General features: G+C 39.4%; 12 protein-coding genes. 3 read left to right on the forward strand and 9 right to left on the reverse strand.

What is annotated here, in order from left to right; genetic code table 11:
- Positions 1-5: 5 nt before the first annotated feature.
- The 5 genes from tuf to AC5YDH_RS11995 all read right to left on the reverse strand — a co-directional run bounded on the left by tuf (position 6) and on the right by AC5YDH_RS11995 (position 6,121).
- A complete protein-coding gene (gene tuf, locus AC5YDH_RS11975) occupies positions 6-1,196 on the reverse strand; it encodes an elongation factor Tu (protein WP_496118052.1) in 1,191 nt (396 codons plus the stop codon).
- A gap of 91 nt (positions 1,197-1,287) precedes the next feature.
- Complete coding sequence (gene fusA, locus AC5YDH_RS11980) at positions 1,288-3,426, reverse strand: elongation factor G (protein WP_496119809.1); 2,139 nt, start codon at positions 3,424-3,426, stop codon at positions 1,288-1,290.
- Between the two features lie 130 nt (positions 3,427-3,556).
- Positions 3,557-4,027 carry a 30S ribosomal protein S7 gene (gene rpsG, locus AC5YDH_RS11985; protein ID WP_005179845.1) on the reverse strand — a complete coding sequence of 157 codons (471 nt, stop codon included), beginning with the start codon at positions 4,025-4,027 and terminating at the stop codon, positions 3,557-3,559.
- A gap of 178 nt (positions 4,028-4,205) precedes the next feature.
- The gene (gene rpsL, locus AC5YDH_RS11990; RefSeq protein ID WP_495348580.1) at positions 4,206-4,580 is read right to left on the reverse strand and encodes a 30S ribosomal protein S12; all 375 of its coding nucleotides are present in this window, start codon (positions 4,578-4,580) and stop codon (positions 4,206-4,208) included.
- Positions 4,581-4,738: 158 nt separating this feature from the next.
- Positions 4,739-6,121, reverse strand: a complete 1,383-nt coding sequence (locus AC5YDH_RS11995) for an EcsC family protein (protein WP_496119812.1) — start codon at positions 6,119-6,121, stop codon at positions 4,739-4,741.
- A 278-nt stretch (positions 6,122-6,399) separates the two neighbouring features.
- Here AC5YDH_RS11995 and AC5YDH_RS12000 point away from each other — a divergent pair, with 278 nt between their 5' ends.
- Together AC5YDH_RS12000 and hemJ are read left to right on the forward strand one after the other, a co-directional pair.
- Complete coding sequence (locus AC5YDH_RS12000) at positions 6,400-7,629, forward strand: beta-ketoacyl synthase N-terminal-like domain-containing protein (RefSeq protein WP_496119814.1); 1,230 nt, start codon at positions 6,400-6,402, stop codon at positions 7,627-7,629.
- A gap of 19 nt (positions 7,630-7,648) precedes the next feature.
- A complete protein-coding gene (gene hemJ, locus AC5YDH_RS12005; RefSeq protein ID WP_496119815.1) occupies positions 7,649-8,101 on the forward strand; it encodes a protoporphyrinogen oxidase HemJ in 453 nt (150 codons plus the stop codon).
- A gap of 82 nt (positions 8,102-8,183) precedes the next feature.
- Here the strand turns inward: hemJ and AC5YDH_RS12010 are convergent, their stop codons facing one another.
- The 4 genes from AC5YDH_RS12010 to AC5YDH_RS12025 form a co-directional block, all read right to left on the reverse strand.
- Positions 8,184-9,605, reverse strand: coding sequence for an amino acid permease (locus AC5YDH_RS12010; RefSeq protein ID WP_496119817.1), 1,422 nt, complete (start codon positions 9,603-9,605; stop codon positions 8,184-8,186).
- A 158-nt stretch (positions 9,606-9,763) separates the two neighbouring features.
- Positions 9,764-10,123 (reverse strand): RidA family protein, encoded by a 360-nt coding sequence (locus AC5YDH_RS12015; protein WP_496119818.1) that lies wholly within the window; start codon positions 10,121-10,123, stop codon positions 9,764-9,766.
- A gap of 12 nt (positions 10,124-10,135) precedes the next feature.
- On the reverse strand, positions 10,136-11,248 hold the full coding sequence (alr, locus tag AC5YDH_RS12020) for an alanine racemase (protein WP_496119819.1): 1,113 nt from the start codon (positions 11,246-11,248) through the stop codon (positions 10,136-10,138).
- A gap of 37 nt (positions 11,249-11,285) precedes the next feature.
- Positions 11,286-12,542 carry a D-amino acid dehydrogenase gene (locus AC5YDH_RS12025; RefSeq protein WP_496119821.1) on the reverse strand — a complete coding sequence of 419 codons (1,257 nt, stop codon included), beginning with the start codon at positions 12,540-12,542 and terminating at the stop codon, positions 11,286-11,288.
- Positions 12,543-12,681: 139 nt separating this feature from the next.
- Between AC5YDH_RS12025 and AC5YDH_RS12030 the strand changes: the two genes are divergently transcribed.
- Complete coding sequence (locus AC5YDH_RS12030; protein WP_496119823.1) at positions 12,682-13,146, forward strand: Lrp/AsnC ligand binding domain-containing protein; 465 nt, start codon at positions 12,682-12,684, stop codon at positions 13,144-13,146.
- Positions 13,147-13,158: the final 12 nt, after the last annotated feature.

Consider the following 13,158-nt stretch of genomic DNA (forward strand, 5'->3'; position numbering starts at 1 on the left):
AGCGATTATGCAGTTACTTTAGCAACTACACCAGCACCAACTGTACGACCACCTTCACGGATCGCAAAACGTAGACCTGGGTCCATTGCGATTGGGTGGATTAATTCTACTGACATTTCTACGTTGTCACCAGGCATAACCATTTCTACGCCGTCTTGAAGAGCGATAGCGCCAGTTACGTCAGTTGTACGGAAGTAGAACTGTGGACGGTAACCGTTAAGGAATGGAGTATGACGACCACCTTCTTCTTTAGAAAGTACGTATACTTCTGCGTCGAATTTAGTATGCGGCTTGATTGCACCTGGTTTAGCAAGTACTTGACCACGTTGAACGTCTTCACGCTTAGTACCACGTAGAAGAACACCACAGTTCTCGCCCGCACGACCTTCGTCAAGAAGTTTACGGAACATTTCTACGCCAGTTACAGTTGTTTTAACTGTATCTTTAATACCAACGATTTCAACTTCTTCACCAACACGTACAATACCAGTCTCAACACGGCCAGTTACTACTGTACCACGACCTGAGATAGAGAATACATCTTCGATTGGCATAAGGAATGGAAGATCGATAGCACGCTCTGGCTCTGGGATATAAGTATCAAGAGCTTCAACAAGAGCAACAACTGCATCTTCACCGAACTGACCAGCTTCACCGTTAAGCGCAGCAAGAGCAGAACCACGGATAACTGGAGTGTCATCGCCTGGGAAGTCATAAGTAGAAAGAAGTTCACGAACTTCCATTTCTACTAATTCAAGTAATTCTTCATCATCAACAAGGTCGCATTTGTTTAAGAATACAACGATGTATGGAACACCTACTTGGCGAGAAAGAAGGATGTGTTCACGAGTTTGTGGCATTGGACCATCAGTCGCAGCACATACAAGGATCGCGCCATCCATTTGAGCAGCACCAGTAATCATGTTTTTAACATAATCCGCGTGGCCCGGGCAGTCTACGTGAGCGTAGTGACGAATTGGAGAATCGTATTCTACGTGTGAAGTATTAATTGTAATACCACGTGCTTTTTCTTCAGGTGCAGAGTCAATTGCAGCGTAGTCTTTCGCTTCGCCACCAAATTTCTTAGCACATACAGTTGCAATTGCAGCTGTTAAAGTAGTTTTACCATGGTCAACGTGACCAATTGTGCCCACGTTAACGTGTGGCTTATTACGTTCGAACTTAGCCTTAGCCATGAGATCTTCCTTTTTAAACAACTCATGGGGGATAACCCATGAGCATTTGGTTTTAACTATAAATTAGTTTGGGCTTATAGTAATCGAAAGATTACTCGTCGTCACCTTTTTTACCGCCAGACTGGAATTTAGAAATGATGCCTTCAGCCACGTTACGTGGAGTTTCAGCATATTTAGCAAATTCCATAGAGTAAGTCGCACGACCTTGAGACATAGAACGCATTTGAGTCGCGTAACCAAACATCTCTGCCAATGGAACTTCAGCACGGATTGCTTTAGTACCACCAGGTAAATCGTCCATACCTTGAACCATACCACGACGACGGTTTAAGTCACCCATGATATCGCCCATGTAGTCTTCTGGAGTTTCTACTTCAACTTTCATGATTGGTTCAAGAAGGATAGGATCCGCTTTCATGAAACCATCACGGAAGGCATAAGAACCCGCCATTTTGAACGATAATTCGTCAGAATCGACATCATGGTAAGAACCGTCGAATAATGTCGCTTTAATGCCAACTACAGGGTAGCCAGCCAATACGCCATTCTTCATACGCTCTTGAATACCTTTATCAACTGCGCCGAAGAATTCTTTAGGTACAACACCACCTACAACTTCTTCAACGAATTCGTATTCTTTACCTGACTCGTCAACATCCATAGGTTCTAAACGAACATATACGTGACCGAATTTACCTTTACCACCAGTTTGACGTACGAATTTACCTTCTTGCTCAACAGATTTTTTAATCGTTTCGCGGTAAGCAACCATTGGTTTACCAATGTTCGCTTCAACGTTAAATTCACGCTTCATACGGTCAACAAGGATGTCAAGGTGAAGCTCACCCATACCTGCGATGATTGTTTGACCAGATTCTTCGTCAGTACGTACACGGAACGATGGATCTTCTTTAGCCAAACGACCTAAAGCGATAGACATTTTCTCTTGGTCAGCTTTTGTCTTAGGCTCTACAGCTAAAGAAATTACTGGCTCAGGGAATTCCATACGCTCTAGAGTAATGATGTTTTTCTCATCACAAAGTGTATCACCAGTTGTAACGTCTTTAAGACCTACACATGCAGCGATATCACCAGCGCGGATTTCTTCAACGTCTTGACGATCGTTTGCGTGCATTTGCACGATACGGCCAATACGTTCACGTTTAGCTTTAACTGGGTTGTATACTGGATCGCCTTGTTTAAGAACACCAGAATAAACACGTACGAAAGTTAAGTTACCTACGAATTTGTCATTCATGATTTTGAATGCAAGTGCAGAGAACGGAGCTTCGTCAGATGCTTCACGAGTCGCTTTAGTTTCAGCTTTATCGTCAAGTACACCTTCAATCGCTTTAACTTCTGTAGGTGATGGTAAGAATTCAATCACAGCATCCAACATACGTTGAACACCTTTGTTTTTGAACGCAGAACCACAAAGCATTGGTTGAATTTCACAAGCCAAAGTTTGAGCACGAAGACCAGCAACGATTTGTTCTTTTGTCAAATCGCCATTGTTTAGGTATTCATCCATCAAATCTTCAGATGCTTCAGCCGCAGCTTCAACCATGTTAGTACGCCATTCGTTAGCAGTATCAACTAGGTCAGCAGGAATGTCGCCATATTCGAATTGCATACCTTGAGATGCTTCATCCCAAATGATTGCTTTCATTTCGATAAGGTCAACAACACCTTGGAAGTTATCTTCAGCGCCAACAGGAATAACTACAGGTACAGGATGTGCACCTAAACGAGTTTTCATTTGTTCAACAACACGGAAGAAGTTTGCACCTGTACGGTCCATCTTGTTCACGAATGCTAAACGAGGCACTTGGTATTTGTTAGCTTGACGCCATACAGTTTCAGACTGAGGTTGAACACCACCTACAGCACAGTAAACCATACATGCACCGTCAAGAACACGCATAGAACGCTCAACTTCGATTGTGAAGTCAACGTGTCCCGGTGTATCAATTACGTTGATACGGTGTTCTGGAAATTGTTTGCCCATGCCTGACCAGAAACAAGTTGTAGCAGCTGAAGTGATTGTAATACCACGTTCTTGCTCTTGTTCCATCCAGTCCATAGTTGCTGCACCATCATGTACTTCACCTAGTTTGTGAGATACACCTGTGTAGAACAAAATACGTTCTGAAGTTGTGGTTTTACCAGCATCGATGTGAGCAGAAATACCAATGTTACGGTAACGAGAAATTGGGGTTTGACGAGCCATGATTTCTTGCATTCCTAAATTTTGTTGTTTAAAACAGGACGCTTTAAGTTGCTAGCAACTTAAAGCGCTTTGATGACAAATTGGTGACAACCAATATGCCACCCTCCTGAATAAGGCCTGTTTTAGTTGCTTAGAAGCGGTAGTGAGAGAACGCTTTGTTGGCTTCAGCCATACGATGCACGTCTTCACGTTTTTTAACCGCTGCGCCTTTACCTTCAGCTGCATCAAGCAACTCACCAGCAAGACGTAAAGCCATAGTTTTTTCAGAACGCTTAGCAGCAGCATCTACTAACCAACGCATCGCTAAAGCTGTACGACGGGATGGGCGTACTTCCATAGGAACTTGGTATGTAGCACCACCAACACGGCGTGCTTTTACTTCAACCATAGGACGAACTTTTTCAAGCGTAGCTTCAAAAAACTCAACTGGGTCTACTTTATTTTTTTCTTGAACGCGGTCTAAAGCACCGTAAACGATACTTTCAGCAATAGATTTTTTACCATCTTGCATTACGTGGTTCATGAATTTAGCGATTGTTTGGCTGCTGAATTTAGGATCCGGAAGGATTTCTCGAGCAGCGACTACGCGACGTCTTGGCATTTTAAACTACCTATAAATATGACACTTCAGGTTTATCCAGCATGAGTACAAAGTGTCATGTACAATTCGCTGGCCTTACTACACGTCGCTTGAATTTCACAAAATTAATGCAGAAATCAGACAAGCGAGACGATAAAGGATTGCGGTGTTACGGTCTTAGAAGCTAATTCTTAACGAATTATTTCTTAGGACGTTTAGTACCGTATTTAGAACGTGACTGGTTACGATCTTTCACACCAGCGCAGTCTAATGAACCACGAACTGTATGGTAACGTACACCTGGTAAATCTTTAACACGACCACCACGGATAAGAACAACACTGTGCTCTTGTAAGTTATGGCCTTCACCACCGATGTAGCTTGATACTTCAAAGCCAGAAGTTAAGCGAACACGGCAAACTTTACGCATTGCTGAGTTAGGTTTTTTAGGTGTAGTTGTGTAAACACGTGTACAAACACCACGACGTTGTGGACAAGCCTTCAACGCAGGAACTTTTGATTTTTCAATCAAAGTTGCACGACCCTTACGGATCAACTGATTTGTTGTTGCCATTTGGCAATTCTCCCGTTAATTAAAAGCCCCAAAAAATACCACTTTTTGAGGGCATGCAATTGTATGTCATGTGAATGAAATGGTCAATATTCGACTACATACCAAATATCGACTATTTCTACATTAGCGTGAATTTTAACTTGTTATTTAAGCAGATATTATTCCTGCTGATTTATTGATTTTTTTGTAACCTTATTTTCAGACCCAGCGGATGTTGTTTTCACAACTTCCCCCTCAACCTTTGAACTTGTTTCAGTTGCAACCCTGTCTTTTGGAGGTTGTTTAGGTTTTACTGCCCTTTTATTTCGCGTTATTACCATTCCTTCTTTCTGCGTGACTGGCTTTTTTCGCACAGTCTTTTTTACAACTTGCTCTTCCACAGATGTCTGTTTAACAATCGGCTCTATCGTTTTATCAGTTTTATTTAAATCAGCATGTGTGTGATCATTTGCATCTACATGAGATTTAATGTGCTCTACAAGTTTCGGTTTAACTTGAGCGACCAACGCCAATGATTTTTCATAAGCTTCCAACGGGGACAGTGCTAAGTCTTTTTGATCAATTAAAAAAGCGCGTGCTTGAGCAAAGATCACCTGTGCTTTTATATTCACTTCTTCAACAAGCTTACGACTATATATAGCCCCAACAGATGCACTTGCAACAGGAGCTAGTTTTGTCAGCATTGAAAATTTAGGAATATTATTCAACCATTGCCATTTAGCATCACCATCTTCATTGGTCAGCCATCGTTTCAGAGCTTCAATATCATTACTAGAACCAACAAGTTTCTGCAATTGATACACATCATGTGTTTCTAGTGTAGTTGCAATTGCTTTTATACCCATGAGAATGGCTTGTTTTTCTGCAATTAACCCTAAATCAATTTGCCTAAAGATATACTGAACAATATCTTGATCCGTTTCTTTATTTAATTCAAAACCATATGAGCGACCAACCTGATAAATCGTTCGTAAAGACATCACAATAGAAACAGGAACATCAATTGTAGAACCAATAACACCTGTTGCACCTGTTAAAGCACCTTGTACAGAAGCAATCCATTTATTTTGTTCAACCAAAGCCTGACTAATACGCTGAGATCGGCTGATGTCTCGAGTAAGCTCCTCTAAATTTTGAACACCAGCCTCATCTAATACAGCATCTACTGAGCTTATATTGTTGGTAAATGTATTGAGTTGGTCAAAAAGATAGTCTGAAACTTTATCTGAGAAATGTGGAGACACCAAATTTGCAACACGATCTATTGTTCCATAATGTCGCCCTAATAATTGTCGAGATACTTGCGGAACATGTGTACGCAATAATTGTTGTGGATTTTCATATATATTTGCATCAAACATACTTTTAGATCGTGCAGTTCCTTCAACAACACTGGCTTTATCAATCTCCAAGTTTTGTTTGGAAATATCATTTGCTGTTGCTTGTTGAATAACGTCCAAGCCAACCTCACTGAGCTTTTTAGCCACTCCAAAAGCATTAGTGAGGAATCCCCTTGATCGTTTATTATTAGAATCTTTCATTATTCCCCACTCTCCCAATTATTCGGTTTATTAAGTAAATACTAGGCTTAGTCTACATTTATCTCAATGTTATTATGTATCTTTGACTTAAATACAGACACCCAACCACATTCATTATACAACGCAATAATAGGCATAATATTTGCCATAAGAATTCAAAATTCTTTCTGCTATTATGATCACATTGAAAGTATATTGAGAAGTGCTTCTAGTTTTAACGCAGACGGACGTTTTAGAAACCCACACCTCAGTATTATCACTATATAAAGGATCTGTAGATGAAACGTGTTGTAATCACTGGCATGGGCATTAACTCATGTATTGGTAATACATTAGAAGAAGTGAACCACTCTTTACAAAATGGGATTTCAGGAACACGTCTTAATCCAGTCTACCAAGAACTAAACTTTAAAAGTCATATCAGTGCAGCTGCTGCTCAAGATTTCGATGGAATTGACCGTCGCTTAAAACGCTTTATGGGCGTTTGTGCAATGTATGCTTACAACGCTGCAGTTGCTGCAGTAGAAAATGCAGGCTTAACTGCTGAACAACTTGGTGGCAATCCACGTTATGGTATTGCAGGTGGTTCAGGTGGTGGTTCAACTGCTTCTGTTGTAGAAATGAATGAACTTTTAGAAACTAAAGGTGCTCGTAAAGTTGGTCCATTCTTTGTTCCACGTAACATGACCAACACAATTACAGCAAACGTTGGTGTTGCATTTAAACTGCAAGGTGTTGCTCATACAATTACAAGTGCTTGTGCAACTTCTGCGGATGCAATTGGTTATGCATACAACCTAATTCAATTAGGTAAACAAGATTTAATGCTTGCAGGTGGCGGTGAAGAAGATCATTGGTCACAAAGCTTATTATTTGATGCAATGGGCGCACTTTGTTCTAAATATAATGATACCCCTGAAACTGCATCTCGTCCTTACTCTGCTGACCGTGATGGTTTCGTTATTGCTGGTGGCGGCGGTTTTGTTGTTCTTGAATCTTTAGAACATGCTCAAGCTCGTGGTGCAAACATTCTTGCTGAAGTTGTTGGTTACGCTGCAAACTCTGATGGTGCAGACATGGTTGCACCAAGCGGTGAAGGTGCAACGCGTTGTATCCTTATGGCTTTAGAAGAAGCTAAACAACACGGCGTCGATAAAATTGACTATGTAAATACACACGGTACATCTACTCCTGCCGGTGATATTACAGAGTTAAATGCAATGGGCCGTGCTTTTGGTGAAGGTAATGTTCCTCCACTAAGCTCAACTAAATCTATGACAGGTCATAGTCTTGGTGCGGCAGGCGTTCAAGAAGCAATCTATTCTATTCTTATGATGCAAAATGACTTTATTGCACCAAACATCAATGTAACTGAACTTGATGAGGGTACAAAAGGTTATGACATCGTACTTGAAAAACGTGAAGCAAAATTGAATACTGTAATGAGTAACAGTTTTGGCTTTGGCGGCGTAAATGCTTGCCTAATTTTCAAGAAGTGGGATGAATAATCCCTAAAAAGGATATTCAATGGATGCTCCTTCAGATGCTTTCTTATGGGTAAAAGCATTACATATAATTGCCGTGGTATGTTGGTTTGCAGCTTTATTCTATCTACCACGCTTATTTGTTTACCATGCTATGAGCGATGATGTAACAAGCCATCAACGCTTTGAAGTCATGGAACGCAAGTTATACCGTGGCATTATGTGGCCTGCCATGATTGCAACACTCATTACAGCTCACTTTTTAGTGGATTGGGGTGATGCAACCAGACATTACCATGAAGCAATGTGGTTTTATCTTAAAGTTGGTTTAGTAGGGTTATTGGTGATTTACCATTTAGTATGTGGTTATTACCGTAAAAAACTGATTAACAATGCGCATTATAAATCACATAAGTTTTGGCGTTACTTCAATGAAATGCCAACGCTAATTTTATTTGCGGTTGTTATTTTAGTTGTTGTTAAACCAAGTTTCTAAAGTTTGCAGATATTCAATATTATAAAAAAGCCTCCAAAACTGGAGGCTTTTTTTACATTTCATACTTTACTTATTCAACATATTAGAACTTCATTTTTTCAATACGAGGCTTATAAAAAATACGATAAGTAACCGCAAGGATAACCAACCACAATGGACTAATAATTAATGCCTTTAAGGTATCAGGCTCTAGACTAAGAATAACCAAAGCAAAGAGCAAGAATGCCAATACAACGTATGACATTGCCACACCGCCTGGCATTTTAAATTTAGATTTTTCATGTAGCTCAGGTTTCAATTTACGGTAGCGGATGTAACACACCATAATTAAACCCCAAATACTAATAAATAAAATGACACATAGCGAACTTGCTAGTGTGAAGGCTTCCATTGTATTAGGTACAAAATATTGAAAAGCTGCGCCAATCATAATAAATGAACATGAGAAATATAAACCTTTTGCAGGCACTGCACGTCTAGAAAGCTCTGCAAGCTTTTGAGGAGCCTGCCCTCCACGCGCTAAACCAAACAACATACGACTTGTGGAAAATACACCACTATTCATAGATGACATTACAGATGAAAGTACAACCAAATTCATAATAATTGCTGAAACTGGAATACCTGCATGCAAGAACAAACTTACAAATGGACTTTGGTCTGCAGGAATTTCAACCCACGGTGTAACCGCCATAATCATAAGTAATGAAAGTACATAAAAAAGAATGATCCGAGTTGGAATTGCATTTACCGCTTTAGGTAGATTTTTCTCAGGATCTTTAGTTTCTGCAGCCATTGTTCCAAGCAATTCAACACCAACAAAGGCGAACATTGCTATTTGGAAACCTGCTAAAAAGCCCATTGCACCTTTAGGGAACATTCCGCCATGTGACCAAATATTACTAAAGCTTGCAACTGAACCTGTTGGTGCTTGGAAGCCAGTGAATACCATGTATCCACCAATTACAATTAAACCAATAATGGCTAAAATTTTAATTAAAGCAAACCAAAACTCAATTTCACCAAACAACTTAACGGTTACAAGGTTAATGCCAAGAATAAAGATTACGCATGCAGCACTAATTAAGGCTTGTCCCATTGGGGTAAATACCATATCAGGCGGTAACCAAAAGCCTAAATAATTAATAATTGCAGCTAAATCGGCAATACCAACCAACACCCAACCTAACCAATATGACCAACCAATATAATAACCAGCACTGGGTCCTATTAAATCGGTTGCCATATCAATAAAAGACTTATAGTGTAAATTTGAAAGTAGAATTTCACCTAAAGCACGCATTAAAAAGAAGAACATGAAACCAATAATCATGTAAATAAACAGAATTGATGGACCTGCTAGAGAAATGGTTTTCCCCGATCCCATAAACAACCCTGTTCCAATCGCACCACCAATCGCAATTAATTGTAAATGTCGATTGGATAGTTTGCGTTGTAATTCATTGGATGATGACTTTGCATCATCAAGACCTGTTGTTTTCATAATAAAACATCCATTTAACCGTCTTTTTCAAAGCTAGATAACATACTTTGATTTAAATCCTAAAACCAAACATTTATGTTATTTTTCACGTTTAATCATGAATAAACTCACAATAAAACGTCTAAACAATTACTTTAAATCGTTTTTTTAATTACTTATTAATGTTGTGCTGCTGTCACTGCAATTTCAATTAACCAGTTTGGATTAACCAAATCGGCCTGAATAGTTGCACGTGAAGGTGTCTCGTGTCCTTTCAACCAATCAACCCAAATTGAGTTTACCGTTTGAAAATCACTTAAATTTTTGACAAATAATTGTGCGGATAAAAGACGTGTTTTATCGGTATTCGCTAGTGCCAATAACTGGTCAATTGTATTTAAAATTTCTGTAGTTTGACCTGCAACATCATTATCTGTGTTTTTAGGTACCTGCCCAGACAAGTAAACAACTTTGTTAAATACCACAACTGAGCTCATGACTTCGTTTGTGTTAAATCTTTGAATATCTAATTGAGACATTTTTCCTTCCTTTTATTGTGATTGCACAAAGTTCACACGTGCTGTCACAGCACACATCAACTCGTATCCAACTGTTCCTGAAGTTATTGCAACTTCATCAATTGATAAAACAATGCCTTGAGAAGAATATCCCCAAAGCACAACCTCACTTCCAATTTTTGCTTGTTTTATATGAGTAAGATCAACAACAAGCATATCCATGCTAACCCGCCCAATTGTTGTTGTTCGAATAGAATCTACCAATACGGGGGTTCCTGTTGCCGATATACGCTGATAACCATCGGCATAACCACAGGCAACAACACCAATTTTCATGTCGTGTTCAGCAATGAAATTTGAACCATAGCCCACGCTATCGCCTGCTTTTATATTTTGCATGGCAATAATTTCGCTTCTTAAACTCATGGTCGGTTTAAGATTCCAATCTTGAATATGATGTGTTGGGTAATCGGGAGAACTTCCATAAAGCATAATACCGCTACGAACATAATCCGACCGAAGATGATTTGAATGTCTTAATATAGCAGCGCTATTACTCACGGACGTTTTACCGTCTAGCCTTTGGGTAATAGATTCAAAAATGTCTTGTTGATATTTCACACCATCTTGTCCAAAACGCTCACCATCAGCATTTGAAAAGTGCGTCATATGCGTAATAGATTGGACAACATTCAGGGTTGAAAGCCTTTGCCATACTTGAGGGTATTGCTCAGGAGTAAATCCTAAACGATTCATCCCACTATTCATTTTTAAGAAAATGTCAAATTTAGCTTCAGGATTAAGCTGTGAAAATTGCTCAAGCCATTCAATTTGATGTTCACCGTGAACTGCAAAGCTCATTTGATATTTCTGACAAAAATACAAATCATCAAAAGCAAAAACACCTTCAAGCAAAAGCAATTGGCGTGTACAGCCTAAAGCGCGTAGTCGCTTGCCTTCATCTAAATCAATAAAGGCAAAACCATCTGCTGCTTGAAAGGCCTGATAAACACGCTCAATACCATGCCCATAAGCATTTGCCTTAACAACAGCAAACACTTTGCTATGAGGCATACTTTTGCGTGCAATATCTAAATTATGTTGCAACGCATCATGATGAATGATTGCTGTAATTGGACGTGGCATTTTCTCTTCCTTGAGCGACCAAATAACAAATAAACTGTTACGCTACGGCATAACGTTGCAACGATAAGCCTTCAGTACTAATTTCAGGCGTTTTATTTAACACCAAATCACTCATCAATTTCCCTGAACCACATGCCATAGTCCAACCTAATGTGCCATGACCTGTATTAAGGAATAAATTTTTAAAGCGTGTAGCCCCTATAATTGGCGTACTGTCTGGTGTCATTGGGCGTAAACCTGTCCAAAAACTGGCATTTTCTAAATCTCCACCTGGGAATAAATCTCGTGTTACCATTTCTAAAGTTCCACGACGATCTTCATTTAAGCCCAAATTAAAACCACTCAGTTCTGCCATGCCACCCACCCGAATACGCTCATCAAAACGTGTAATCGCAATTTTGTAAGTTTCATCTAATACTGTCGATTGTGGTGCAAAAGCAGAGTCGATAATTGGTACTGTTAATGAGTAACCTTTAACAGGATACACAGGCAAATCTAGATCGAGTGGCTTTAAAAAATCACGTGAATAACTACCAAAAGCAAGTACGTATTTATCGGCAGTGAGCACTTCACCATTCACCAATACGCCTTTAATCTCATCACCTTCAACAATGAGTCTTTCAACGTTTGAATTAAATTGGAACTTCACGCCTATCGCTTTAGCATGATCTGCCAAAGAATTTGTAAAAATATAGCAATCGCCTGTTTCATCATTTGGTAAGTGTAAACCACCAACCAACTTATCTTTTGCATTTGCAAGTGCAGGTTCAACACGCGCTAAACCTTCGTTATCCAACAACTCAAAAGCAACACCAGTTTCTTTTAATACTTCAATATCACGTTGAACTGCTTCTAACTGAGCTTCGTTACGAAAAACTTGTAATGTGCCTTTAGAACGGTTTTCGTAAGAAATACCAATATCTTCACGCAATTTTTTTAAACAATCACGGCTATATTCTGCAACACGAACCATTCGTTCTTTATTAATTGCATAACGATCTGCATTACAGTTTTTCAGCATTTGCGCCATCCATTGCAATTGCCACATGCTTCCATCAATATTAATGGCAAGTGGTGCATGGTGTTGAAACATCCACTTTACTGCTTTAAAAGGAATTCCAGGTGCAGCCCACGGCGTCGAATATCCCGGAGAAATTTGCCCTGCATTACCAAAGCTAGTTTCTTCCGCAGGACCAGTTTGACGATCCAACACAGTAACTTCTGCTCCTTGCTGCGCAAGATAGTACGCACTGGTCACACCAATTACTCCACTACCTAAAACAATAACGCGCATTTCGAATCCCTCGAATATATTTCAGTTGATTTAACTAGTATATTTTTGGTTAGATAGTTAAATTAACTAAATTAGAACCATTCATCTAGGTAATTTAATATTTTTGTCCTGATTTTTTGAGAATAAAAGGAAATTATTCATGCGACCATTAGATAGAACGGATAGACAGATTTTAAATATTTTGCAAAAAGATGGACGAATTGCAATCAGCGAATTGGCATCTCGAGTAAACCTATCAACAACACCATGTTCAGAACGTGTAAAACGCCTAGAACGTGAAGGCATTATTATGGGATATCATGCACGTGTGAATCCGCAACTCATTGATCGTAATTTATTGGTCTTCTTAGAAATTAAACTTTCAGCAAAGTCTGGTGATGTATTTGATCAAGTAGCACGTGATTTAGTCGAAATTCCAGAAGTTTTAGAATGTCATTTAATTTCAGGTGAGTTTGATTACCTCGTAAAAGCTCGCTTAAAAGAAATGAGTGCGTATAGACGTTTGTTGGGTGACCTATTAAAAAAGCTCCCATCCTCTGCCTCATCACATAGTTATATCGTGATGGAGGAAGTAAAAGAGAGCTTATTTATTGATATGAGCTAATGCTTTTGAGTG

The organism is Acinetobacter sp. FY683 (assembly GCF_059515885.1).

Coding starts and splice junctions, on each gene's coding strand:
- tuf (WP_496118052.1), bottom strand. CDS start 1,196: ATGGCTAAGGCTAAGTTCGAACGTAATAAGCCACACGTTAACGTGGGC.
- fusA (WP_496119809.1), bottom strand. CDS start 3,426: ATGGCTCGTCAAACCCCAATTTCTCGTTACCGTAACATTGGTATTTCT.
- rpsG (WP_005179845.1), bottom strand. CDS start 4,027: ATGCCAAGACGTCGCGTAGTCGCTGCTCGAGAAATCCTTCCGGATCCT.
- rpsL (WP_495348580.1), bottom strand. CDS start 4,580: ATGGCAACAACAAATCAGTTGATCCGTAAGGGTCGTGCAACTTTGATT.
- AC5YDH_RS11995 (WP_496119812.1), bottom strand. CDS start 6,121: ATGAAAGATTCTAATAATAAACGATCAAGGGGATTCCTCACTAATGCT.
- AC5YDH_RS12000 (WP_496119814.1), top strand. CDS start 6,400: ATGAAACGTGTTGTAATCACTGGCATGGGCATTAACTCATGTATTGGT.
- hemJ (WP_496119815.1), top strand. CDS start 7,649: ATGGATGCTCCTTCAGATGCTTTCTTATGGGTAAAAGCATTACATATA.
- AC5YDH_RS12010 (WP_496119817.1), bottom strand. CDS start 9,605: ATGAAAACAACAGGTCTTGATGATGCAAAGTCATCATCCAATGAATTA.
- AC5YDH_RS12015 (WP_496119818.1), bottom strand. CDS start 10,123: ATGTCTCAATTAGATATTCAAAGATTTAACACAAACGAAGTCATGAGC.
- alr (WP_496119819.1), bottom strand. CDS start 11,248: ATGCCACGTCCAATTACAGCAATCATTCATCATGATGCGTTGCAACAT.
- AC5YDH_RS12025 (WP_496119821.1), bottom strand. CDS start 12,542: ATGCGCGTTATTGTTTTAGGTAGTGGAGTAATTGGTGTGACCAGTGCG.
- AC5YDH_RS12030 (WP_496119823.1), top strand. CDS start 12,682: ATGCGACCATTAGATAGAACGGATAGACAGATTTTAAATATTTTGCAA.